We start from the raw sequence: 24,948 nt of genomic DNA, 5'->3' as shown, positions 1-24,948 counted from the left end.
TTAATCATTTATGACGGGAACATGCGCTTTGTGCTTACCGGAAACGTAGGTGTATACGGCAGGGATCACAAAGAGCGTGAGCACCAGTGAGAATAAAATACCGCCTACTACCACAATGCCCAGGGGGATCCTGCTGGTGGATGCTGCGCCCAGGCTGAGCGCAATGGGCAGGGCGCCAAGAGAGGTAGCAAGGCTGGTCATCAGGATAGGGCGCAAACGTTGCGAGGCTGCTTCTATCACCGCCGCTGTTTTAGACATGCCGATCTCCCGTTTCTGGTTGGTGAACTCTACGATCAGGATACCATTTTTAGTAACCAGGCCAATCAGCATGATCATACCTATCTCTGAAAAGATGTTCAGTGTTTGATGGAAGATCCACAGGCTTAGCAGCGCACCCGCTAATGCCAGCGGCACGGTGAGCATAATGGTAAGCGGATCGATAAAGCTTTCGAACTGCGCAGCCAGTACCAGGTAGATCAGGATGAGCGCTAACATAAAAGCAAACACGATGTTGGAAGAGCTTTCTGCATAGTCGCGGGAAGCCCCTGCCAGCGAAGTATGGAAGCCCGGATCCAGGAGGCGGCTGGAGATTGCCTGCATGGCTTTTATACCATCGCCAATGGTTTTGCCAGGCGCCAGGGATGCAGAAATGGTAGCATCCTTGTAGCGGTTAAAGTGATAGAGCGTAGACGGGCTGATATTGGTATTGATGTGCACTACGGAAGAGAGCGGGATATTGTCTCCGTTCTTATTGCGCACATAAATATTGCTGATGTCTGCGGGCGTATTTCTTTCTCCTCTTTCCATTTGTGCGATCACATAATACTGGTAGCCGTTCATGATAAAGTAAGCCAGCCTGCCACCACTGAAGGCCGACTGCAGGGCAGTGGCAACATCGTTGGTAGAAAGGCCCAGGTCTTTGATCTTGATCCTGTCAAAGCTGATCTCTACGCCGGGTTTATTGAATTTCAGATCCACATCCACATTAGAGAAAGTTTTATCCTTACGCGCCTCATCGAGGAATTTCGGGATTACCTCTTTCAGTTTATTAAGGTCCTGGTTTTGCAGCACAAACTGTATGGGCAGGCTGGTCTTGGAGCCGGAGCCTACCGCGATTGTCTGCTCCTGGATGGCAAAGATGCGGGCGTCGTTGAAGCGGCGTAGCTTCTGCTGCAGGTCGTTGGTGATATCGTTCTGGCTGCGGGTGCGCTCACGCGGGCTCACCAGGCCTATGCGTGGCTGGGACGTATTCATAACAGTGCCATTGCCGCCGGGTGTTCTGGCAAACACGAAGTCCCGTTCCGGAATAGAATCGTACAGGTAATTGGTGATACGATCGGTTACCTGTTGAGTATAGTTAAAGCTGGAACCTTCGGGCAATGTAACGGAGAAGCGGATGCTGCTGCGGTCTTCCAGTGGGGCGATCTCGCTCTGTATGCTACGGAAGATGAGCCAGATAATGACACCGCAAACGGCTATGATCACCCATGCCAACCAGCGCATTTTCATAAAACCCTGGAGTATCCGCTTATAACCGTCTTCGATGCCGGTGAAGAATGGTTCTGTTTTGTCGTACAACCAGCCGTGCCCGGGCTTCTTCCTGTTCAGGTATACATTCAATACCGGTGTAATGGTGAGGGATACGAAGGCCGATATCAGCACTGCGGTGGCCAGCACCACGCCGAACTCGCGGAACAGCCGGCCTACAAAGCCCTGCAGGAAAAGCACGGGCATAAACACCACCGCCAGCGTAATGGAAGTGGAGATCACGGCAAAAAAGATCTCTTTACTGCCTTCGAGCGCTGCTTTGTGAATAGGCATTCCCTGTTCCAGCTTGCGGAAGATATTTTCCGTTACTACGATACCATCATCCACCACGAGTCCCGTAGCCAGTACAATGCCCAGCAGGGTGAGGATATTGATAGAGAAGCCGGCCACATATACTACAAAGAAAGTAGCAATGAGCGAGATGGGTATATCTATCAGGGGGCGAATGGCGATGAGCCAGTTGCGGAAGAAGAAAAAGATCACAAGCACTACCAGCGCAAAGGCAATGAGCAATGTTTCCTGCACTTCAGCCAGCGACTGGCGGATGATGCGCGTATTGTCTATGAGTACATGGAATTCTACGTCAGATTTATTTCCCTTCCTGATCTGTTCCAGCCGTTTGTTGAATTCATCTGCGATCAGGATATTGTTGGCGCCAGGCTGGGGAATGATGGCCAGACCGATGGCATTTACGCCATTGTATTTCCAGCTTTGCTCTTCTATCTGCGGGCCCAGCTCCACACGGGATACATCGCTCAGGCGAATAATGCCGCTGCTGTCTTCGCGAAGAATGAGATCACGGAAGTCTTTCTCCGTAGTGAGGCGGCCCAGGGTATTGATGGTAAGTTCCGTATTGTTGCCGTATACCTTACCGGCGGGCAGCTGTACATTCTCATTATTAAGGGCGGTGCTGATATCATTGAAGGCGATATTGTAAGCGTTCATTTTGGCCTGGTCCAGCCAGATGCGCATGGAATAGCTTTTGTCGCCGAATACGTTTACGGAGCTCACCTGGTCAATGGTCTGTAGTTGCTGCTGCAGCACATTGTCAGTATAGTCGCTCAGCTCCATGAGGCTTTTGGTATGGCTTTGCACGGCCAGGATGAGGATAGGGTCGCTGTTGGCGTCTGCCTTGGTAACCACCGGAGGCGCGTCAATATCCAGCGGGAGGGAGCGGGTGGCCTGGCTTACTTTGTCGCGCACATCACTGGCGGCCGCTTCCAGATCTACGCCCAGGTTAAACTCTACGGTGATGGAGCTGTTTCCCAGCGAGCTGGTGGAGGTGATGGTACGGATACCGGGGATGCCGTTGATCTGTTTTTCGAGCGGTTCCGAAATCTGGCTTTCGATCACATCGGGATTGGCGCCGGTATAGTTAGTGCTCACGGTGATCACCGGCGGGTCTATGGCAGGGTAATCCCTTACAGCGAGAAAGCTGTATCCAATTACCCCGAACAAAATGATCAACAGGTTCATCACTGTAGCCAGCACAGGGCGCTTCAGTGACAGTTCAGAAATATTCATGGCTACTGTCTTAAGTCTGGTTTCCGTCTAACGATCTTATTGCTGTTCTGCGGCCAGCTGGGCCAGTGTTTTCACACCGCGCACCTTCAGCGTTGCATCCGGTCTGGCAAACAGCACACCGGTGACCACTACTGTGTCGCCGGGGTTTACACCGTCTGTTATTTCAATATTGTTAGCTTCTCTTACGCCGGTGCGTACATCTGTAAAAGTGGCCTTGCCATCTTTTACCAGTATCACCTGGTTGTTTTTATCATTGGGGATGATGGCATTGGTAGGTACGAGGATGGACTTTGCATCAGCTCCGGCGTTGATATATACTTTTGCAAAGGCGCCCGGACGGCCTTTGCCTTCCTCCAGCAGCGCCCGTACCTTTACGTTGCGGCTCGTGGCGGTGATCTGTGGCTCGGTAGCGATGATCTGCGCTTTGCGGTGAATGTTGCCTGCTACGTCTATTACAACATCTACGGTTCCTCCTTTCTTCACTACATAACCGTATTGCTCCGGCAGGGTGAAATCTACTTTGATCTTATCCAGCTGCTGTATGGTAGCAATGACATTGGTGGGGCTTACATAAGCGCCGATGCTTACCTGGCGCAGGCCGATGATTCCGTTAAAGGGCGCGCGGATGATTGTTTTATCTATCTGGGCCTGGGTGTAGTCGATATCTGCTTTTGTGCTGTTCACGTTATTCAGGGCCAGGTCATAATCGGCCTGGTTGATGCCATTAATGGCCAGCAGTTTGCGATCGCGTTCTTCCGTTTTCTGGTAGAGGTCCAGCTGTACTTTGGATTTCTGCAATTGTGCCTGGAGGTCAGCATCATTGATACGTGCAATGAGTGTCCCTTTTGCTATCTGGGTACCTTCGGGCACATCCAGGTAGGTGATGCGGCCGCTTATCTCGGGATGCAGTTCTGCATATTCATTGGCCACGATAGTGCCGCTGGCTTCTATAGTATTGTTCACCGGGCTGGTGGTCGCCACAATCACGTCCACAATAGCGGGTGGATTGGGTCTGGGCGCCGAGTGCGGTGTTTCCGCTTTTCCGTTGCATCCGGCAATGAGCACGCATGTTCCTAATATTCCGGTAATCAGTTTTGCCATGCAACAAAACTAGAGATAAGGGGAGGGAGGGGGAGGGGTGTCGGTCAATGGGCAATTAGTATCGGTGGGCAGGGTGGATAGGGCGTTGAAAGGTATTAACAGTAGTTAACAGTGGTGGGTGTTCGCTCTTTGCCGGGCCGCATGCATATTCTCTAAGAATGCGGCCCGGCTGGTCCAAATATCTTCAGGGGATGACAAGAAGGAACATTAATTCGCTTCAGTATACTTCTTAAAATTGTCCAGTATAGCCTGCCAGCCGCCTCTCTGCATTTCTTCTGAGTGGGTGTTTTCCATGTCAAAAGTTTCTACTACTTCAGTTTGATTGCCCTTTGCTGTGAAAACAACGGATACCTTTCTGCCGTCGCCCATAGTGTATTCGATCAGTTTATGCTCTTGTACATTGTCATAAATGCCACCGAAATCAAAGCTGAAGCTTCCATCTTTAGCAGCCATTGTGGTGCTGAATTTACCACCGGTGCGTAAGTCATTCTCGGCGTTAGGGGCATGCCAATCATCAGAAGCCTGGCACCATTGGGTAATATGAGCGGGCTCAGACCAGTATTTCCATACTTTTTCTACAGGAGCATTAACAGTGCTTTGAACGGTGATTGATTTGTTTGCTGTTGTTTCCATGATGATGATTTTTTTAGGTTTTAGAATCGTTTTGTTCGATGATGCAAACATAGGCAGGAAATAAGGAAGTGAAAATGGCAGAATGGGACTTATTAAGGGTGTTATGCGACATCAAACACTTATGTTAGTATAACCAGTAGCAGGATTATTTCTTCACCTGTATAGCTATTTTAGGGCTAGACGCTCTTAACAATCAGAAATAAAAAAGACCGCCCGCCAACGGCGGACGGTCCCTATATTTAATAATACTTTCACTAATACCCCGGGTTCTGCGTAAGCGTGGGTTGTCCATTTTTTGAACTATTTACGATCTCCTGCAGCGGGATTGGATAATAGATGTTATTGTCGCCGAAAACGGCTTCGTTATAATAAGTGCGTTTCAGTTTCTCCTTGGCAACGTAGGCATTTAACACATCTTTAGCGATACCCCAGCGTACCAGGTCGAAAAAGCGGTGGCCTTCCATGGCGAATTCCAGGCGATCTTCGAAGCGGATGGCTTTGAGCGCAGTGGCTTTATCGGCCCAGGGCGTAGTATACAGGCTGATGCTGTAATTGGCAGCGTTGGTACCGTCGGGCATTTTCACAAAGCCGTCTGGGTTGGCGGCGCGTTGCCGGATCATGTTCACCAGTTCGCGGGCGCGTTCCAGCGAACCAATTTCTGCTTCGCATTCTGCCAGCCAGAGGATCACGTGAGAATAACGGATCATGCGGTAGTTGTTGGCATTCTGCCGTGGGTTGTTGGTAGAGGTGGCGTTACCAAGATCAGACTTATAGAACATATGTTTCTTGGGCGAATATGGGCCCGCATATGCCTGATCGCGGATCCAGGCCTTACCGGGGTGCAGGCCGTGATCAAGGTAGGGAATACCACGGCGGCCAATGGTCCAGTCAAGACGTGGATCCAGGGTACCGGCATAAGGCGTAAAGGGGGCGTTGGATTCAATGCCCTGGTCATTGGTAACATCCGCATCATTGAAATTGTCCAGCATGGGAAGGCCGTTGTTTGTCTTAAAGGCATTCACCAGGTTCTGCGAGGGCTGGAAGAAGCCACAGCAGTTAGTAGGACCGCCATAGGGATAGTTGAGCGTAACGCCTTCATTACCGTTCTGGCCACCGGGAGCACCGTCGTTTACGGAGTGCTGAACCTCCAGGATAGATTCTGGGTTGTTATTGGTGGCGGCGCGGAAATTGTCGGCGTAGCGGTCTACCAGCCGGTAACCGCCCTGGGTCATGATCAGGTCAAGCAGGGTTTTAGCCTCTGTAAATTTGCGCTGGAAGAGGTATGCCTTGGCCAGGAGCGCAGCAGCAGCCCATTTGGTTGCGCGGCCGGGCTGAGACTGGCGATGGGGCAGGTTCTGATAGGCAAATTGCAGGTCTTCCACGATCTTGGGCCAGATATCCTCTGTGTTTGGCACCTTGGTGCTTTCCGGATCTTCCGGATTATAGGTTTTCTCATCTATGTATGGCACCTTGTTCCACATTTTCTTGGCTTCGAAATGATAGTGGGCGCGCAGAAAGCGGCACTCTGCTGTGATGCGGGTACGGTCTTCATCGCCGATCGCGTCTGTCTTGGCCAATGTTTGCAGCACGTCGTTGGTGCGGGCAATACCATCATAAACGGCACGCCATTTACCGCGGAAGTAGTCGTTATCCGGCAGGATCTTGTACACCTCTATGAAGCTGATAGCGGGCTGGTCGCCAGCGGTGGTTCCCTTATAGGCATCGTCTGATGCTACGCTGCCGTACACCCAGTTGTCGGCAGAACTGTGATAAACAGTGTTCCCCGCGCCTACGCCATCTAAAAGAGAATAGGCGGAAATAAGCAGCGCATTTACGCCGTTGGGAGTATTCAATTGCTCGGGTAGCAACACACCTTTGGGCTTGAGATCCAGGAAGCTGTTACTGCAGGCTGTAGACAGCGCCAGTAAAATCGCGGTATATAGTAGTTTGCGTATATTCATAACAGATAGTTTAGTGTTTAGAAAGTAAGGTTAGCTCCTACCAGGTACACTTTAGACATCGGATAAGCGCCTTCATCCACGCCCATATGACGGTCGTTATTAGGATCGTAGTTGCGCAGGTTGATCTCGGGATCAAGACCTGTATAGCCTGTAAAAGTGAGCAGGTTCTGGCCTTGTACATATACTTTCAATGAGCTGATACCCACTCTCTTCAGCAGGCTTTCCGGCAGGTTGTAGGAAAGCATGATGTTCTTAACGCGCAGGTAGGAACCGTTCTCCAGGTAGTAAGTAGAGGGGTTGCTGCTGATCACGTCATTAGACCGGAGCTGGGGCAGTTTTGCATCTGTTTTGCCCGGACGCCAGGAGTCTTCCAGCATGCGGCGGCTACGATTGCCCGCGAAAGTGGGGAAGTCTGTCCAGTACCTCACATAGTTAAACAGCTGGTTGCCCTGTACGCCCTGTGCAAAGAGGGTAAGACCGAACTGTTTGTATTTAAATTCCGCATTGAAACCGTAAGTGAAATCCGGGTGAGGACTGCCGATGATGGTACGGTCATTAGCGTCGATCTTATTATCGCCGTTCACATCGCGGAAGCGGAATTGCCCTGCTTTGTTATTGGCGCCCAGTGTATTGCTGAACTGCAACGGTGCTTTGGCGGCTTCGTCATCTGTCTGGAAGATACCGTCAATTACATACCCAAAGAAGGACGAAATGGGATGACCTGCCTGGGTAACGGTCATAGCCGGGAGGCGGGTGGTAAAGCCAAAGAAGCGGGTGTTGGGATTACCGTCGGTCTTTTGCACTTCGTTCTTATAGGCGCTGAAATTTACGCTCAGATCGTAGGTGAAGTCGCCTTTAAGTGCGTCGCCGTAGTAGTTCAGGCCCAGCTCAATCCCTTTATTCACCATGGTGGCGATATTGCGGAAGGGGTTGGTGGCCTGGCCCTGTGTATACTGGATCTCTACCGGGAAGAGCATGTCGCTGGTTTTACGCTGATACAGGTCCACGGTAAAACCCAGCTTTCCTCTCAGCAAGGTAGCGTCTATACCGATGTTGGTGCTGGTGGTGGTTTCCCACTTCGCATTCGGGTTGCCGAACTGGCTCAGTTCATAGCCCTGCAGGGAGGAGGTCTTGGAGCCGTTCAGGTCATAAAAGGAGTTGGTCGGGTTGGTAGAGAAGGTTGTATAGGGCGTATAGTTTCCTATTTCCTGGTTACCGGTTTTACCCCAGCCTACGCGCAGCTTAAGGTCGTTCACGGCGGTAACTGATTTCATGAACGGTTCTTCAGAGATACGCCATCCGGCGCTGGCTGCCGGGAACAGCGCCACGTTATTGCTTTTGGCAAAACGGGAAGAACGGTCGCGGCGCAGGGTGAAGTCAACCAGGTATTTATCATTGTACCCATAGTTGATCTTACCGAATTCAGAGGCCAGTCTCCAGTTGTTATAGACACCGCTGTTGGTGGCGGTACTACCGTTACCGGCATCCAGGTATCGGTTATCCAGGTCGTCCAGGAAGAAGCGCTGACGGCCCGCGGTGAGCGGGTCAAACATGCTGGAAATGGCTTCTGTACCACCAAGGATGTTGAAGTGGTGCTTAGTGCCCAGGTCAAAGCGATAGGTAAGCGTGTTGTACCAGGTCCAGGTATTACCATAGTTGGAATTGATGGTAAGGCTGTTCACGCTGGCAGATTCGCTGGATTCTATATCGCGGATCACGAAGTTCTTATAGTTAAGCCAGTTGAAATCTATACCGAAGCTGGTACGAACGGTGAGGTTCTTGAGGATGTCTACCTCTGCCCAGGCATTACCGAAGAGGCGCAGCTCTTTTGATAAGTTGTCTTTATTGCGGTACAGGGCGGCTACCGGGTTCTTGGCGTTGTCAAGATCGCCGCCTTTGGTACCGGCAAAATTGCCCATGATATCGTATACGGGAATGATGGGCTGCATACGATAGGCAAAGGAGATCGGGTTGCCTTCGTTCTGGTTACCGGCAGGCTGGCCGATCCTTTCGCCATAGGCTACCTGGAAGTTCTCGCCCGCGCGGATGGATTTGGAGACATTGAACTCCGTATTGGCGCGGACAGAATAGCGTTTATAGCCGGTATAGATCAGGATACCGTCCTGGTTAAAGTAGTTGAGCGACATGGCATAGCGGCCGGTCTCGCTGCCACCGGATACTTTCAGCTGGTGGTTCTGGATGGGAGCCGGATCAAAGATTTCGTCCATCCAGTTGGTACCGGTTTTATTGGCACGGGTAATGAGCCATTTGCTTTTCCTGAAGTCCGGGCTCTCGATATCCGTGGTATAGTTGGCCGGATTTACACGGGGATCGCCTTCCATGGCTCCTTCCGGGAAAATATAGTCGGGTATGCGGGGAGTGGCCCCGTTGCCAAACTGGGCATGGGTGGGATTGCCGTTGGCCCCAACGTTACCGGCATTCTTGCGGGATTCCCAGAGCAGGTTGGCATATTCCTCGGTATTGAGCAGATCGAGGAACTTGCCGGGGCGCTGGGTGCCGTAATAAAAGTCATAGCTCACTTTAGGTTTTCCCAGCTTGCCTTTGACAGTGGTAATGATCACCACCCCGTTGCCGGCGCGGGAACCATAGATAGAGGCCGCGGAGGCGTCCTTCAGGATCTGCGTGGATTCTATATCGCCCAGGTTGAGCGTATTGAGGTTGCCTTTGGTAGGCACGCCGTCAATAATGTAAAGCGGCGAGTTGTCATTAATGGTGCCGAAACCGCGGATACGTACCATCACATTACCTCCGGGACTGTTATCTGTGCCAATGGTAACGCCGGCAACACGGCCCTGGAGCGCCTGGCCGATGTTGGAGGCGGGTGTGGACAGCAGTTTTTTGACATCTACCGTGGCTACCGCGCCGGTGATATCCTTTTTAGACTGGCTGCCATAGCCGGTTACTACCACTTCGTTGAGGTTGCCGATGTTTTCGGAAATGGCAACGTTCATGGTAGCGTTTTCACCTACGGACACTTCTTTGGGAGTATACCCCACAAAAGAAAATACAAGGGTTTCGCCTTTTTTGGCGTCAATGGAGAAAGTGCCGGTTGGAGTGGTGGCAGTACCCCGGTTGGTGCCCTTGATCACTACTGTAACGCCGGGCAGCGGGGTTTGTGTTTTTTCATCGGTAACGGTACCGGTGATCTTCTTCTGCTGGGCAAAAGCAGGGGCGGCGCCCAGCAACAGGAGCAGCCATAGTGCTGCGCGTCGTGGCAGACGTAAATTAACGTGAACATTCATGAGTCGCTGGTTTTAAGTGTAGAAGGATGGTTGATAGATTATATATTACGGACTTCTGCGTGTGGCGTGGGCATGGAATTGGTGCAGGTATGCGTGGACACACCTTTTCCCCCTTGAGCAACGTGGAAGCTCACAATATCTGGTTTCGGCAATAAAGCGGAATTATATCTACACTACACTACAGTCAACATCATGCTACAATAGGAAGATAACATAACGCTTGTTTTTATAACGTGAAAATGCCCGGGACTTTCCCGGTGGGATTAAGGTACAAACTTTTACACTCGATTGCAACCTTTTTTCAAGAAAAAGAAATCCCCATGCTCCCGGAAGGAAACTATAGATGCGGATTACAAGCAATAAAGGGATACGAGGTATAGGCTACTTGAACATCATCGGTCAGGAGAAGTAGGACTGCAGCTCGTTAACGTAAGTGGTAGGCTCAAATTCAATGATCTCGTATAATGCCAGCTGGTATTTATCGAAGGGATCTTCTGCTATGATCTGCTCTACTTCCCTGCGGCTGGCGGCTTTGCACAGGATCAAACCGCCTGATCTTGGTTTTCTGCGGCCAGACAAGATAAACTGTCCGCTTTGATAGTACTTTTCAAGAAATGCTCTATGGGCATCCAGATAGTGCTCGATAGCCGTTAACGGCCGGATATATTGCAACAAAATGAGGAACATGTTGGCGCTCTTAGTGTTCTAGTTAATAGGAATAGTTAAAACCCGTTCTGCAAAGGTAGAAAACAATTGCAGCATTTGCCTTATTGTGCGTGGAAGGGAGGATTTTTCTGTAATTTCACGTATTCATCATATTCTAAATCTTTTGAATCCCTTCTTATGCATTTCAAGCACAGTACAATTTCCCGGGTTCTGTTAACCGCGCTTACTGCGGCAATTGTGTTCAGCAGTTGTTCCAAAATACCTGAGGAAAGCAAACACATCCCAAAATCTGCAGGGATCGTTGTGGGGGTTAACAGCAAGCAGATCGTACAAAAGCTGATTACCAACGGGATAACAGTGGACAAACTCTTTGCCGCCCTGCAGGGTAAAGATACCAGCAGCGAGGCAGCAAAAGCCCTGAAAAATGTTGAGAATTCCGGTGTGGACCTGAACAGTAACTTCTTTGCCACTGTAGTGTTCGGACCGGAAAAGCAGTCTTACGCCAGCCTTACCGGCAGCCTGAAGGATGCCGGCAAATTTGAGGCCTTCCTGAAAGAAAACAGCGCCAGCTTCAGTTCTAAGACCAGGAAAGATTTCACCTATGCCTGGCTGGCAGACGCCAATTCCATTGTAGGATGGACCAAGACAACTGTGATCTTCCTGAAGCCCTTTGACCTGGATGAGCTGAAGAACAAAGGCAAAAAATCAGTTCCGGGCATACCCGGCGCAGGCGATCAGGACAATATGGAGGAAGAAGGCAGTGAAGCCGTTGACTCTGCAGTTGCCGCGCCCGCTGCCTTTGTTACGGTTGATGCCGGAACAGAAGAACAATGGGCCGGGGTGCTGGACAACCTCTTCCATCTGAAAGATAGCGAAACAGCAGGTTCCATAGAGGCTTTCAAAGGCCTGCTGAAGGAAAGCGCCGATATGACCTTCTTTATCCACCCGGAAGTGATCTATAACAACCAGGTTACCATGCTGCCCGCCAATTTCAAGAAACTGCTCGAAGACTGCTATTATGCAGGTTCCGTGAGCTTTGATAAAGGCCAGGTAGTAATGAACGGTAAGTCTTATGCCGGTAAGGAGATGTCTGACATCTACAAAAAGTACGGCAATAATACCCTGGACCTGGACATGCTGGAAAAATACCCTGGTGACTCCATTGACGCTTTCTTAGCGTATGGCTTTGACCTGCGCATGATAGGCGACATTATTAAAAGCACCGGTACAGATGGTATTGTGAATATGATGATGGGAAAATCCGGTCTTACGCTGGATGACGTACTGAATGCCTTTAAAGGCCAGATGATATTTGCCGCTTCTGATTTTTCAGTAAAGAAGAAACCCCTGCCGTATTTCCCCGAAGACAGCACTACCAGTGCAGACAGCAAATGGGTATTTGCCATGAAAGTGGGAGATAAGGCTGCTTTTGAAAAGCTGATGAACTCTCCGCTGGTGAGCAACATCTTCCATAAAGAAGGCGACCGCTATGTAATGGAACAGCAAATGCCTAATATGCCTGCCTTGTCTATCACAGATAAGTTTGTAACGGCAGCCTCCGACAGCGTAGTGCTGCAGCAATACCTGGCGGGTAAAAACAAAGCCAAGATTGACAGCGACATTGCAGGTAAAATAAAAGGTAACCCGATGGGCGCTTATGTGAACATTGAGAAGCTGGTAAAAAATATTCCTGAAGAAGAAATACCGGAGGACGGCAAACCGCTGGCCCTGCAGGTAAAGAGCCTCCTGAAAGACCTGAAAGCAGTGAGCCAGCCCTTTAATGGCAAACTACAGGAATCACAGGTGATACTGACTTTCAGAAACGAACAGGAAAACAGCCTGGTACAATTGGTGAACCTGAGCACCGCTGTTGCTAAGTATTACAGAGAGCACCAGCAGAAAGAGGCAGCTTCCGGTGAAGAAGCCGTTGCAGATGCTATTAAGGCAGACAGCGTGTCGGCAGCATCAGGACAATAAGATATTAAACAGAACAAAAACGAGCGCTATCAGCTGATGGCGCTCGTTTCACATTTTAGGTTTATTGAGTATATGCTGATCCAATTGCATCACCTGATACCTTTGCCCCTGCGCGAGAAGCTGGAACAAAGGGATTCGGATATCTGGAATAAAGACGTTCAGTTCCCGCCGGGCCAGTTTGTGAAGGTCAAGGCGCCATCCGGCACCGGTAAAACCACCCTTATACATTACCTGTACCACGTACGTTACGACTATGCGGGAAAGGTGTTGATAAACGGAAAGTTATGGCAGGAATATGATAAGGAGGCCCTGGCTGCCATGCGGCAGCAGGAGGTCAGCATTATTTTCCAGGACCTGCGGCTGTTTGAGCAGCTATCCGCCCTGGAGAACATTGAACTGAAACGGGTGATGTTGCCGCAGCCCTATTGTACCCGTGAAAAGGTGGAAGAGATGGCGGCAAAGCTGCAGGTAAGCCATGTGCTGCAACAGAGCGGCCGTACCCTGTCTTACGGAGAGCGGCAGCGTATCGCCATTATACGGGCCCTGGTGCAGCCTTTCAAATGGCTGCTGATGGACGAGCCTTTCAGCCATCTTGACGAAGAGAATGCTCAGCGGGCCGCAGCGCTGATAGCAGAGGAGTGCAGGGCACGGCAGGCAGGATTTATACTGACAGACCTGGACAGCGATGCCCGCTTCCCTTATGACGTGAAGATGAATTTATGAGCTAAAAGCCGATCACATGTTCCCATTTTTTACGCTATTAAAGAAGATCATACAAACCGGCGTAGGTAAAGCGCGGCTGGTGATGGCCACTGCGGGCCTGGGTATTGCCATGGTGCTCCTGCTGATCGCCATACAGGCTCATACTAACTTTAACCAGTTGCTGTACGGGCGGCAAAACCAGAACGAGAGCGCAGACTTCCTGGTGATCAATAAAAAGATCACCAACGCCATGATGGGACAGCCGGAGAAAAGCATGTTCACTCCCGAAGAAATGGCGCAGATAAAACAGCAGCCTTTTGTGGAGGCAGCAGGGTTCATTACATCCAGCCAGTTCAAGGTAACGGCGGCCGCACCCGGAGATCTGCAGTTTTATACAGACATGTTCTTTGAATCAGTTCCTGATTCGTTTATCGATGTAAAAAATGATGAATGGCAGTGGCAGGAGGGAGAGCACAATATCCCCATTATTCTCCCCAATGATTTTCTGAACCTCTACAATTTCGGATTTGCACTGAGCCAAAACCTTCCACAGGTATCGCAGGAGACGGTAAAGAACCTGCCGGTAAAGATCACTATCTCAAAAGGGCTCCTGTCAGAACAGTTCACCGGAAGGATCGTCGGATTCTCTGACCGGATCTCTTCCTTCCTGGTGCCTGCATCGTTTATGGAATGGGCCAACCGGCGCTTTGGGAGCGGGATGGCCACCGCTCCGTCAAGAGTGGTGATCAAAACCCGTGATCCCGCCAACCCTGCGCTGGTAAGCTTCCTCCAAGAGAAAGGATATAGCACCAACCAGGATAAGGTAAAGTACAGCAAGACAAAACTGATCGTACAAACCATTGTATCGGTGATCGGGTTCTTTGGCGTGGTCTTATTGCTGTTTGCATTGCTGGTGTTCAGCATGTTCATTCAGCTGGTAATCGCCTCCTGCAAAAAGGAGATACAGTTGTTAGTGATATTGGGCACGGCGCCCGGGCAGTTGCGGCGTTACCTCATGCGGCAGTTTGCGCCTCTATATCTGGTTACCGGCATTATTGCCCTGCTGTTGGTCGCATTGCTGCAATGGGTGGCTGCACGCCAGCTGGCAGCACATTCCATGTTTATATCGGCCTGGCCTGGCCCTGGTACCGTGGCAGCGGCCATATTGGTATTGCTGCTGGTATATGCGGTGAACCTGCGCAACGTTCGTAAATACATAGCACAACATAGCTAGTTACTCATTTTGTCAACCATTAAATCCAGTATCTGTTGTATGAAGACCAACTTACTGACCGTACTACTGGCCCTCGGGCTTGGCAGCGCCTATGCCCAGAGCACCATCCTGCATTGCGGTTCGCTGATAGACGGCATCGGCAATGCACCCCGTAAGAATGTGTCCGTTATTATCACTGGTAATAAGATCAGTGATGTAAAAGACGGATTTGTAAAAGGCAGCGCCCAGGACAAGGTCATTGACCTGAGCAAACAAACGGTCACGCCCGGCTGGATGGATATGCACGTGCATATGGAGACAGAGACTAACAAGAATGCCTATTCGGAAAAGTTTACCATGAACCCTGCAGATTATGCTTTCCAAAGCGTGGTGTTTGCAGAACGTACTTTGATGGCAGGCTTCACTACGGTACGCGATCTTGGCGGCAGCGGCGTAAACATCTCATTACGTAATGCGATCAATAAAGGCCTTATAAAAGGCCCAAGGATATTTACCGCCGGTAAGGCCATCGCTACCACCGGCGGACATGCAGATCCTACCAACGGTTATCGCGCAGACCTGATGGGAGACCCGGGGCCCGAATCAGGAGTAGTGAACGGTCCGGACGAATGCCGTAAAGCCGTGCGCCAGGCCTATAAGAACGGCGCCGATCTGATCAAGATCACCGCTACAGGCGGTGTGCTGAGCGTTGCCAAAGATGGCAGCAGCCCGCAATTTACAGAAGAAGAGCTGAAGGCCATTGTGGAAACGGCCAAAGACTATGGCTTTGCCGTGGCCGCCCATGCACATGGGGTAGAAGGCATGAAACGGGCTATACGCGCAGGCGTTACCTCCATAGAGCACGGCACTTTTATGGATGATGAAACCATGGCCCTGGCCAGGCAATACGGTACCTGGTATGTACCTACTATCATCGCTGGAAAATCTACTGCTGATTCTTCCAGGATACCAGGGTACTATCCTCCCCTGGTACAGCCCAAAGCAGCCTCCATCGGGCCCCGGTTACAGGGCACCTTTGCGAAGGCCTACAAAGCCGGCGTAAAGATTGCTTTTGGAACAGACGCCGGCGTATATATGCATGGCAAGAACTGGCTGGAGTTCACGTATATGGTGGAAGCCGGCATGCCGGCCATGGAAGCCATTAAAGCGGCTACCATACAGGCTGCAGACCTGCTGGGCATGAAAGACAAGCTGGGTAGCATTACAGCCGGCAAGCTGGCAGATATTGTTGCAGTGGACGGAGACCCTTTACAGGATATTCAAAGCATGGGCCGTGTAAGCTTTGTAATGAAAGACGGGTTGGTTTTTAAAAATACAACGGCTAACTTGGGAACCGCAAAAAATGATTGATATGCTTAAACCAAAGGATAAGAAATTTGTACACGTGGTAAACTTTTACCTGAAGCCAGGACTTTCTGCTGAAGACATTAAAAAGTTTGAGGATGGCGTCAGCTCTTTAGGCGCTATAGAGGCGATCCAGGTGTTTAACCTGGGCAAGCCCGCCAGCACAGATCGCCCGGTGATCGACAAAAGCTATAGCTACTGTGAGCTGACAGTGTTCAATAGCATAGAAGATCATGACATTTACCAGGAACATCCTATACACAAGGCATTTGTAGAGAACTGTAAACACCTGTGGGATAAGGTGGTGATATTTGATTCTGAGACAATAGATTATTAGGAATCAGCGGTAAGCTGTAAGCTTGTATACTAACAGCTTACCGCTGTTTTGAAGTAATTATTGCACGGCTGAAGCGTGAGGTACTACAAAGGTGTTCCTTACACGTTCAGATTTTAGCAGATAAGGTATCCAGATGGCAGCAGCAATAGCTGTACGCCCTATGGTGGACATTGATTCACCGCTCCATTTAAAGGAGGGGTTTAAAGTAATGATTGCCGAAGCATCTAATACCTGGATAATCAGCGTAGCCCCATAATAAACAATACAGGCAGCCGGAAAAGTATCTCTCCGTTTTACGAAAAGAATAAGCAGCAAGACAGAATACACCCATAAAAATGCATTAGCTGCCAGTTCAGCAATGAGTAACAGCACCTTCGGCTGACTATTTTCCGCACGAATGTAAGCCTCCCAGGTAGCACTTGCCAGATAACCTCCGTTGATAGTTTGTATCAGTATTACCAGCGGAGAGCACACGATACCAATACTCAATAGGAAGAGCCATCCGCCGATATTCCAGGGATCAGGGCTGTATTTTACAGGCAGTACTGACCTTTCGTAGAACTTTGCTGCGATGTAACTGAAAATACCTGTGAACAGCATGGCCAGCACCAATAAAATCAGGCTAATCCCCCCGGAGTTGCCTCCACTGGGTTTTGATGTACTTAATCCTTTATTCCAGGTGAATGTAAATGAGGCGTTCTCAGAGATCTCTTTCCGGTCGTTACGATAGGCGGCCAGGTCTTCTGCGGGAATATGGTCCTGGTAAGAGGTGTATTGATAGTGCAGCTTTACCGTGTGCCCATAAACGGAAGAGGTAAAATCAAGTCGGTAGTATTTATTTTTCAGGTGCAGTTTGGAGTCGTCGAAAGACCAATCTTCCGGCATATCGAATGTCAATGTATAGTCGAGCGAATAGGGATATCTAAGCGCCAGCGGAGCGTCAAAGGTGTCTGTATCCAGTATAGGAAGCAGGTCTGTCAGCATTTTGGCCCTGACGTAGAACATTTGTTTGTTCCTGTCGGTGCTGTCTATTGTCCAGGGCTCATGTAGCGCATATCGCTCCGCTATTTCCACAACATCGGGGCCATTGTCCAGATCATAGAACTGAACGGCGGAATCCGTTGTTACGTTGCCATAGATATCCTTGTAATAATTCAGGTAGGATTGCTGCAGATCTTTCAGGCTGGATTCAGCAAAATCGGCCCTGATATCATCGGCGTATTGACCGGAGTAGCTGGAAAATACTTCCAGCTTGCCGGCTTGCTTGTTGTCAGCCGGCAGGGTGAAGGTTTCTGTGATCCTGGTAGTGCCGGTGCCATTTTGCGGGATCTCGCTGAATGCGCCATTCCCCGGTTTGATCACCAATGCTTTCTGATAATCAGGTATGGTGATGCTGGTAACAAGGCCGCGCTGGTAATTGATCGTGGGGTCTATCCAATAGCTTTTGCCATCGAGGTTGACGTTTACGATGACATGATCAAACATAACAGGAGAGGGCAGGTAATCCGTTATAGACCCTTTGGCATCAGTATTCACATACGCCACATTTGCATCAATGCCGCCCGCCTTCAGGAGTGTGCATAGCAGCAGGGACTTATCCTTGCAATCCCCGAAACGTTGTGTAAGGATCTTGCCGGGCTGGCTGGGACGGTGCGAGTACTCGCCCATTTCAATGCCCATATAGCGGATATCGTCCTGCACAAATCTTACAGCGCTTTGCAGGTAGGCCGTTTTGTTGCCGGCGCCTTGTTTCAGCCAGGCATCCACTTTGCTTTGTAAGGCGGGTGTCATGGCGTTCTGAATGGTATTAACCTGTACCGCCCAGCTCACAATTTCGTTCCAGCGGCTATATTCGCTGACCTGCACGGAAGGATAGGTGCTGTACCAGGAGGGTGTAGTATAGTTCTCTTCCCGCCGGTTGGTGATCTGCATCAGGTTCCATTCGTACAGGGCCATGCCCTGGAAAGTTTTTTTAAGCGGTTGCGGCGCTTTATTGAATGCTTTGAATTGCAGCTGGCGTGAGGGAGCTGCTATCAGTGCTTTATAGAAGTTCATCACCGGCTCGCCAGCGCCAAAATAAAAGGTATTGAAATATTTATCCTCGAAGATGGGGTTATGTCCCTCCAGCGTGTAGGCATATTCTATCTGGTCGCCTTTGCGAACGTCGTCAACGATGAAATAAGCGGTGTATAAGCCACTGTAGATGAAACGGGAGAGCTCTTTTTCCTGCTGCAGAAAACGGAACTTACCGGCGCTCAGCTGGTTGATCACAGTGCCGTTACGGCGCACCACCAACTGGTGGAATTTCAATTGTTCATAGGCAGGATCATAGTCTACTGAGATCTCAGCGCCATTCTGTACGCCCGCTTCTGATATGATCTGCCGCAGCACATGGCGGTATTGGCTTTTACGCTCGGCATGATACTGTTCTTCAAATAAACGGATGTAATAGCCATTGCTGATTTCACGCAGATCGGGCGTTTTTTGCAGATCGGGCTTATACGGTACCAGCCACTGAGGTGCGGGGCTGATACTGAAATTCTTGTGCTGCGCACTTGTACGCATGGGAAAACAGAACGACACTGCCAGCAGTGCCAGCATACAGGGATAAAAAAGGCGGTACATGACTATATTTTAAAACTGATCATTCATTATTCTCCACTGTTAATGCATAAACAGCGAAGGAGCCTAACCAATGCTCGCCGGCATAGTCCCCACTAGCCACGTGCGGCAGCGCGGCTTCCAGGTGCTGGCGGGCCAGCTCGCGGATAGCAGCACGGTTTTGTGTTACATGACGGGCGATGCCGTACAGGCACCAGGCCCTGCTGAGGTTAAGTCCGTCCAGGTGCACCAGTTTGCCATCTGTGCGGTCTTTCACTTGTGCAATAGTAAGGATGTTGACAGGAGAGGTAAATAGTCCCGGTAAAAACTCCTGCACCCATGTATTGTATTGTGCTGCGGGCATGATCCGCCACATTAGGTCTGCCTCTTCCAGGCAGGGGGAGAGAAAATCGTAGCCTCCCGGTTCCCAGCTAATGGGACAGCCTTTGTCTTTTGCGTAGAAGCGAAGGGCGGCTTTGGTGATGGCGGTCTGCAGCGCGGTATCTTTTGCAATGGCGGCATAGTCCCAGGCAAGGCGCAGGCCGAAGGCGAGGTTGGTATGTTCGCCTACGCGGATGGGATATACCAGCTTGTCCAGGAAGGCGATGTAGGCCCTGGAAAATTGTGTAGCCAATGGCTGCACATTTTTGCTCAGTTCTACACCCAGCGGGTCCTGCCAGCTAAGCAGCTCTCTTTGCAGCTGCAACAGCCAGCTCCAGCCGTAAATGCGCTCAAAGCCTTTATTTTCTTTTTCGTGATAGATGCGTTGCTCAATATGGATATTATCTGCCGTAAGGTTTTCGGCCAGCTTAGCACGGATCTGCGCAGCCTGTGGCATGTCGCGGAATGATTTCAACAGCTTTACCAGCATCCAGTGGCCGTGTACACTGCTATGCCAGTCGTAACAGCCGTAAAAGGCCGGATGATAGCCCCGCGGGTTCTTCACCAGTGAGCTGTCTGTAAATACCACACCTGTTTTATAGGGAAATTCCTGCTGCATGCATTTGAGGGGAAGGGCGGCAAGATGTGATGCACCGGCCATGGTAAGCTGCAGGTGGCCCGCCTCATCGTGGATATAGAGCCCTTGCTGGGCATTGCTGTTGGCTGCCATAAACACAGTTGTGCAGATTGATAGGAATAAACGCTTCTTCACAGGTAGCTATTTGTTTAATAACAGTTTGATATAGAAAGAAGGCCGGGCCAGCTTTTTACGCAGGTCTACCTCATAGAACATACAGGAGATCAGCTCTTTCAATTGTTTGTTACGCGTGCCCATTTTCATGAGCAGGTTAAACAGCCAGGGGTATTTTACCAGCTTTTGCAGCCGGTGGCTCAGCTGCAGTTCTGGGCCCAGTACGCGGTAAACATTTTCATCGTAAGCGGCAAGGCCTGCTGCAGACAGGTCATTGGCCCTGAGCGCGGCAGCGGCCTGCTGAGCGGCCAGTCTGCCGGCGTATAAGGCATTGCCGATACCTTCGCCGGTAAAGGGATCTACGAGGTAGGCAGCATCGCCTACCAGCATATAACGGTCACCGGATAATTTCCTTTTTTTGCTGCCCAGCGGCAGGCCGTAGCCTTCTATGTTGCTGGTCATTTCTGCATTTCGGAAACGTTCCTTAAAAACAGGGTCGTTCTCAAGGGTTTCTGTCAGCAGTTTTTTCAGGTTCACTTTCCTGCTGCGCACCGCTTCACTGATCATATCCATGCCTACGTTGGCCTCGCCGTTAGGTAAGGGGAAGATCCAGAGGTAACCAGGCAGCAAGGGCTTCAGGAAGTGCAGCTCAATGAAATTATCGGGGTGGGTACCTGTTACATTTTTGTAGTAAGCCCTTACGCCGGCGGCATAATAAGCCGGCTCCATCCGGATGTTGGCTACTTCTTTAGTGAAAGAGGAGTGTGCTCCGTTGGCTACGATCAGCAATTGCGCCTTTACGGAAAAATTGCCGGTGGTATCTGTTACCAGGTAGCCATCCTCCTGAAGTGCATATTTATCAATAGTGACGCCTTCAAAGAGCTGTATTTCCGGCCTGCGTTTCAATTCATCTACCAGGAAATTATCAAAGTGGATACGTTTACATACAAAGCCGGCCGGTTCATCTACCTGGCGGTTATAATTAGGCTTGTAGGCCACTTCCATGGCCACCCTGCCGGGAGATACAAAGGTCACGCCCCAGCTGCCCAGTTTCTGCGCATATTGGCGCAGGCGTTCTGCCACGTCCTTATCGATCGCTTCAAGGGCCGTGAGCACTTTTCCGCTTAATCCGTCCCCGCAGACTTTGTCCCTCGGAAAAACCGCCTTGTCCACCACTACACAGTCAATGCCCAGCTGTACCAGCTGCAGGGCAGCAGTAGCCCCACCCGGTCCGGCGCCGATAATACAAACCTTTGTTTCGATCATGCCAGTCATGAAATTAGCCGGAAAGATAAGGAATTGAGACATATAAGCATATAACACGACATGCTATATCTTTGTGGGGTTAAAACATCTTATATGTTCGGAGATCTCTTTGGAAAGCTGCAGGAAGCGCAGCAGAAAATGCAGGAAGGAAAAGCAAGGCTGGCTAACATCACGGTAGACGGGGATGCCGGTGACGGTGATGTAAAGGTGACTGTAAACGGTAACCGCGAGGTAAAAGCCATTGCAATAAAGGAGCATCTGTTAAGCCCGGACAATAAAGAAGAGCTGGAAGACCTGTTGATCACTGCCCTTAACCGCGCCCTGAAGAATGCGGAGAACGCCTGGGAATCTGAAATGAAGGGTGTAGCCGGCGGCATGTTGGGCGGGCTCGGGCTTTGAGCTGCTTACGCCGGTGTAGAAAGGATCAGCTCCTTCAGTTTTCGTGCATTTTCCAGTGCATAGCCATGCACATCGTTGTTGAAAAAGATCCATAGATTGTGGCCTTCTGTCATCCAACGATTACACTTGCGGGCGTATGCCCGTAATGAGACAGTAGCGTAGTTGGATGCGTAGAGATCGGCAGGACCATGAAAACGCAGGTAGATGTGCGGAGCGGTCACGGCTTCCTTATAGGGAAAGCGCTTGCCTGAATGGGCTATTACAAGACCAACCCCATATTCCTCCATTAGCGACAGGCTTTGCCGGCTGAACCAGCTGGTATGCCGCGCTTCAAAGGAGAAATCATACGCTTTATACGTAGTTGCCAGGAGGCTGTAAAACTCTTTTGCCACGCCTGCATCAAAGGTCAGGCGCTCGGGCAGCTGTACTAATACAGGCCCCAGCCGTTCTTTTATCACATCAAATACACTGAAATAGACCTGCATGCCTGGCACCGGATCACGCAGCTTTTTTAAATGAGAAATGTAGCGACTAAGCTTGGGGCAGAAGACAAAGGCAGGAGGCACTTTTTTCACCCAGTCCAATACTGTCTTTTCTTTAGGCAGGTGATAGAAACTGGTATTAATCTCCGTACAGCCGAATTCCTGGCTGTAGTACTCCAGGTAATCCGTTGGTTTCATCTTTTCCGGATAATACAATCCTTTCCAGTGTTTATAGCTCCAACCGGAGGTGCCTATATGCCAGGCTACACGTGATCTTTTCATACGGCTTTTTTGATGAGAGCACAACATTGGTACCTGTTTTTCAGAATATGAAAATAAGTACGCAAAAGACTGAAAAAGCTGTAACTGGAATAAGGGCGACTGCCTATGGCTGGTATATAGTTAAAGTATTTGTTCATGAATGCTTTACGCATGTGTTCCCCAATATTGGCATACTGGCACAATTGATGGTGAAGGTTCTGGAACATTAAATATTCAGCACTATGATCAACCAATATGAAGTACCGGCATTGATTGAAGATGCAATCCCGGAATTAAGAAAACCACTGCACCAATTTCCCGCAGTCTTTCATGTATACGAAACCGTTACCTGCCTGAGCAACTATACCCGCAAACAGCTGCAAGATCATAACTACAGCATTGCAGGCAAATGTCTAAGGGTGGCCGGCCGCCTGTATGAGCGCGGCAACCAGGTAGTAAAAGGCGCGATAGAAGAACACTTTTTGCCTGCATTGTCCTGCCTGCCGATCACTGATGCTATTTACCGTATAAAACTATACTCACTTGTACCAGCTTCGCTGTATACGATGTTTATACAGCAGCAAATAGGGGACGCCCCTCAGATCAATAAACAATAGAAACGGAAAGCTCACGAGAATTTTTTCTACTGCTGTTTTTGGTAACGCTGGGATTGTTAAATTTGTACAGGCCAAGCCAACCTAGCTCAGCTGGTAGAGCAACAGTTTCGTAAATTGTAGGTCGTGGGTTCGAATCCCATGGTTGGCTCGAAAAAAACGGTTATGCGTTATTTATCCCTATTGCTCGCAAGTATTTGCCTGTTTGCATGTCATTCCCGCAACACGGCAGAAAAGCCTAAGAAAATAGCATTACAGCTTTCTTCCCTGTATAACAAGGATACGGTATTGCTGGTGCTTAAACAAACAAACGGAAAGAACAAAGATGCTGACAAGCTGTTCCTCGAGGCAATTGACACCTATCGAAACAAGAAGAATCCTGCAGGCGGTGTTGCGCTCTTTAAAAAAGCTATCCTGCTGCAACCAAGCGGAAAGGCGTACTACGAGCTGGGGAATGCCCTGATGGATCAGAAAGAATACCTGGAAGCTACCAATGCATATACCATTGCAGAGTTGATGGATTACTCCCCGCTTTACAAAGTGATGTTTAACCAGGCCTGTGCCTATTCCCGGCTGGGACATGGGGATAAGGCGCTGTATTATCTAACATCTGCCATAGAGTTTGGGTACAGCAATTACAAGAATATTTACAAGGACCCCGACCTGGAAAATGTAAGGCAGGAGAGTAAGTGGAAATTTGACGCGGCTATTACCAAAGCCTTCAGCGGGGCTACCGATCCTGAAAAGCTGGAGTGGAACCTGTTCTATCATGAATTCAAACCATTGGAGCTGCCTTTGGTGCTCGATATGCAGTATGGAGACAAGCTGGGAAATCTCATCTCCTATGACTATGAGCGATACGTAGCAGAAATGCGGGACGCATCATTTTCACGTGATGTAGGCAGCGAGTACTATTATGTAGGAGTAGTAAGAGCTACCGATAGTGTTAAAGCGGTGATATATGCAGAAAGAGATGTGGTGAGCGATGAAAATATACCGCCTGTATATTACATGGTCACTTATAACCCGCAAGGAAAACTGATAGATAAATTACAAATAGGCGGGCATAAGATATTGAAGGATCCGTTTAAAGTGCCTACCGTACAGAAGAACGGGAATATACAGGTAACGCTGTTCCAGTTAGTATACGAAAAAGACCCCGAAGAGCATGGGCTTTACGACAACAGGTTGCTTGACAGCAAAGAGCTGGAAAAGGAATTTTACAGCCTGTCAGATGACGGACATTTTGTAAAGGAGTCTGCCTTGCTTGGAATGAGATAGTTGTTGCGGATCAATACTTCTACCACGAGAAGATTCAGGGTCCAGCTGAGCCAGGAAATAGAAATATAAGCTGCCACCGGGTGCAGTGGAATATGCAATGCTGCGATGAGATAGGCATAGAGCCTCAATGTAAGCGCGGAAAGCGCCAGTGCATAGCTTCGCAGCATCATCCGGCCGTGGTCCTTCCAGCGGCCCTGCAGCGCATAACGCCATCCCGCATACGTAATGCCCAGCCACGATAAAGACAGCAGCACGAAGCTGATCCGTGCAGGCAGACCCCCGTTCGCATAGAACGACATCACCAGGCCTGCCGGGCCACTGAAGCATAGCACTGTAACTACATAGATCTTTCCTGCATACCGGTGAAGGCGAGGATACCGCCTTAACAGGTACATACTGCTCTGCAGAAGGCCTGCGACGAGCACAATAGTGCTGACAAACACATGTACATAAAAGCTGATGCGCCAGTGGCGTATATGGTACACCAGCTGCTTGGTCATCAGGAAATCGGTATAACGGTTAAAGGAAGCATAAGGCAAACTGAGGCGCAACATGAGCCAGGCGCCGGATAGTATAAGCGCCGCCAGTATTGCAAATAGCGTATGTCTCAACACCTTTAGCA

At 49.9% G+C, this 24,948-nt stretch carries 19 protein-coding genes and 1 tRNA gene; 9 read left to right on the top strand and 11 right to left on the bottom strand.

What is annotated here, in order from left to right; all coding sequences use genetic code 11:
* The 6 genes from ACR9Y8_RS17220 to ACR9Y8_RS17195 form a co-directional block, all read right to left on the bottom strand.
* Entirely contained in the window at positions 1-3,072 is a 3,072-nt protein-coding gene (locus tag ACR9Y8_RS17220; protein ID WP_481214480.1) for an efflux RND transporter permease subunit, read from the bottom strand.
* A 36-nt stretch (positions 3,073-3,108) separates the two neighbouring features.
* The gene (locus ACR9Y8_RS17215; RefSeq protein WP_481214479.1) at positions 3,109-4,173 is read right to left on the bottom strand and encodes an efflux RND transporter periplasmic adaptor subunit; all 1,065 of its coding nucleotides are present in this window, start codon (positions 4,171-4,173) and stop codon (positions 3,109-3,111) included.
* 207 nt (positions 4,174-4,380) lie between these two features.
* On the bottom strand, positions 4,381-4,806 hold the full coding sequence (locus ACR9Y8_RS17210) for an SRPBCC family protein (RefSeq protein ID WP_481214478.1): 426 nt from the start codon (positions 4,804-4,806) through the stop codon (positions 4,381-4,383).
* Between the two features lie 254 nt (positions 4,807-5,060).
* A complete protein-coding gene (locus tag ACR9Y8_RS17205) occupies positions 5,061-6,767 on the bottom strand; it encodes a RagB/SusD family nutrient uptake outer membrane protein (protein WP_481214477.1) in 1,707 nt (568 codons plus the stop codon).
* Between the two features lie 17 nt (positions 6,768-6,784).
* Entirely contained in the window at positions 6,785-10,030 is a 3,246-nt protein-coding gene (locus ACR9Y8_RS17200) for a SusC/RagA family TonB-linked outer membrane protein (protein ID WP_481214476.1), read from the bottom strand.
* Between the two features lie 399 nt (positions 10,031-10,429).
* A complete protein-coding gene (locus ACR9Y8_RS17195) occupies positions 10,430-10,717 on the bottom strand; it encodes a YciI family protein (protein ID WP_481214475.1) in 288 nt (95 codons plus the stop codon).
* A gap of 282 nt (positions 10,718-10,999) precedes the next feature.
* On the opposite strand from ACR9Y8_RS17195, the gene ACR9Y8_RS17190 reads away from it, so the two are divergent.
* The 5 genes from ACR9Y8_RS17190 (at position 11,000) to ACR9Y8_RS17170 (ending at position 16,290) form a co-directional block, all read left to right on the top strand.
* Complete coding sequence (locus tag ACR9Y8_RS17190; protein ID WP_481214474.1) at positions 11,000-12,673, top strand: hypothetical protein; 1,674 nt, start codon at positions 11,000-11,002, stop codon at positions 12,671-12,673.
* A gap of 72 nt (positions 12,674-12,745) precedes the next feature.
* Positions 12,746-13,396, top strand: a complete 651-nt coding sequence (locus ACR9Y8_RS17185; protein ID WP_481214473.1) for an ATP-binding cassette domain-containing protein — start codon at positions 12,746-12,748, stop codon at positions 13,394-13,396.
* A gap of 16 nt (positions 13,397-13,412) precedes the next feature.
* Positions 13,413-14,609: an FtsX-like permease family protein gene (locus tag ACR9Y8_RS17180; RefSeq protein WP_481214472.1), complete on the top strand. Its 1,197-nt coding sequence runs from the start codon at positions 13,413-13,415 to the stop codon at positions 14,607-14,609.
* 39 nt (positions 14,610-14,648) lie between these two features.
* A complete protein-coding gene (locus ACR9Y8_RS17175; RefSeq protein WP_481214471.1) occupies positions 14,649-15,959 on the top strand; it encodes a metal-dependent hydrolase family protein in 1,311 nt (436 codons plus the stop codon).
* 1 nt (position 15,960) lies between these two features.
* Positions 15,961-16,290 (top strand): Dabb family protein, encoded by a 330-nt coding sequence (locus tag ACR9Y8_RS17170; RefSeq protein WP_481214470.1) that lies wholly within the window; start codon positions 15,961-15,963, stop codon positions 16,288-16,290.
* Between the two features lie 57 nt (positions 16,291-16,347).
* Here the strand turns inward: ACR9Y8_RS17170 and ACR9Y8_RS17165 are convergent, their stop codons facing one another.
* The 3 genes from ACR9Y8_RS17165 to ACR9Y8_RS17155 are packed head-to-tail and all read right to left on the bottom strand — an operon-like array spanning position 16,348 to position 21,331.
* The gene (locus ACR9Y8_RS17165; RefSeq protein WP_481214469.1) at positions 16,348-18,915 is read right to left on the bottom strand and encodes a DUF3857 domain-containing protein; all 2,568 of its coding nucleotides are present in this window, start codon (positions 18,913-18,915) and stop codon (positions 16,348-16,350) included.
* A 19-nt stretch (positions 18,916-18,934) separates the two neighbouring features.
* Positions 18,935-20,002: a DUF2891 domain-containing protein gene (locus ACR9Y8_RS17160; RefSeq protein WP_481214468.1), complete on the bottom strand. Its 1,068-nt coding sequence runs from the start codon at positions 20,000-20,002 to the stop codon at positions 18,935-18,937.
* Between the two features lie 48 nt (positions 20,003-20,050).
* A complete protein-coding gene (locus ACR9Y8_RS17155) occupies positions 20,051-21,331 on the bottom strand; it encodes an NAD(P)/FAD-dependent oxidoreductase (RefSeq protein WP_481214467.1) in 1,281 nt (426 codons plus the stop codon).
* A 51-nt stretch (positions 21,332-21,382) separates the two neighbouring features.
* Here ACR9Y8_RS17155 and ACR9Y8_RS17150 point away from each other — a divergent pair, with 51 nt between their 5' ends.
* Positions 21,383-21,688: a YbaB/EbfC family nucleoid-associated protein gene (locus ACR9Y8_RS17150; protein WP_481214466.1), complete on the top strand. Its 306-nt coding sequence runs from the start codon at positions 21,383-21,385 to the stop codon at positions 21,686-21,688.
* A gap of 5 nt (positions 21,689-21,693) precedes the next feature.
* Here the strand turns inward: ACR9Y8_RS17150 and ACR9Y8_RS17145 are convergent, their stop codons facing one another.
* Positions 21,694-22,452, bottom strand: a complete 759-nt coding sequence (locus tag ACR9Y8_RS17145) for a DUF72 domain-containing protein (protein ID WP_481214465.1) — start codon at positions 22,450-22,452, stop codon at positions 21,694-21,696.
* 221 nt (positions 22,453-22,673) lie between these two features.
* Here ACR9Y8_RS17145 and ACR9Y8_RS17140 point away from each other — a divergent pair, with 221 nt between their 5' ends.
* The 3 genes from ACR9Y8_RS17140 to ACR9Y8_RS17130 all read left to right on the top strand — a co-directional run bounded on the left by ACR9Y8_RS17140 (position 22,674) and on the right by ACR9Y8_RS17130 (position 24,326).
* Positions 22,674-23,048 (top strand): DUF7674 family protein, encoded by a 375-nt coding sequence (locus tag ACR9Y8_RS17140; RefSeq protein WP_481214464.1) that lies wholly within the window; start codon positions 22,674-22,676, stop codon positions 23,046-23,048.
* Positions 23,049-23,123: 75 nt separating this feature from the next.
* Positions 23,124-23,196, top strand: a tRNA-Thr gene (locus ACR9Y8_RS17135).
* Between the two features lie 14 nt (positions 23,197-23,210).
* Positions 23,211-24,326 carry a tetratricopeptide repeat protein gene (locus ACR9Y8_RS17130; RefSeq protein ID WP_481214463.1) on the top strand — a complete coding sequence of 372 codons (1,116 nt, stop codon included), beginning with the start codon at positions 23,211-23,213 and terminating at the stop codon, positions 24,324-24,326.
* On the opposite strand, the gene ACR9Y8_RS17125 is transcribed toward ACR9Y8_RS17130, so the two are convergent.
* Positions 24,266-24,940, bottom strand: coding sequence for a DUF2306 domain-containing protein (locus tag ACR9Y8_RS17125; RefSeq protein WP_481216233.1), 675 nt, complete (start codon positions 24,938-24,940; stop codon positions 24,266-24,268). The genes ACR9Y8_RS17130 and ACR9Y8_RS17125 overlap by 61 nt on opposite strands.
* Positions 24,941-24,948: the final 8 nt, after the last annotated feature.

Source organism: Chitinophaga sp. SVR4-12A (genome assembly GCF_056754765.1).
This window is presented reverse-complemented; position numbering and strand designations above follow the sequence as displayed.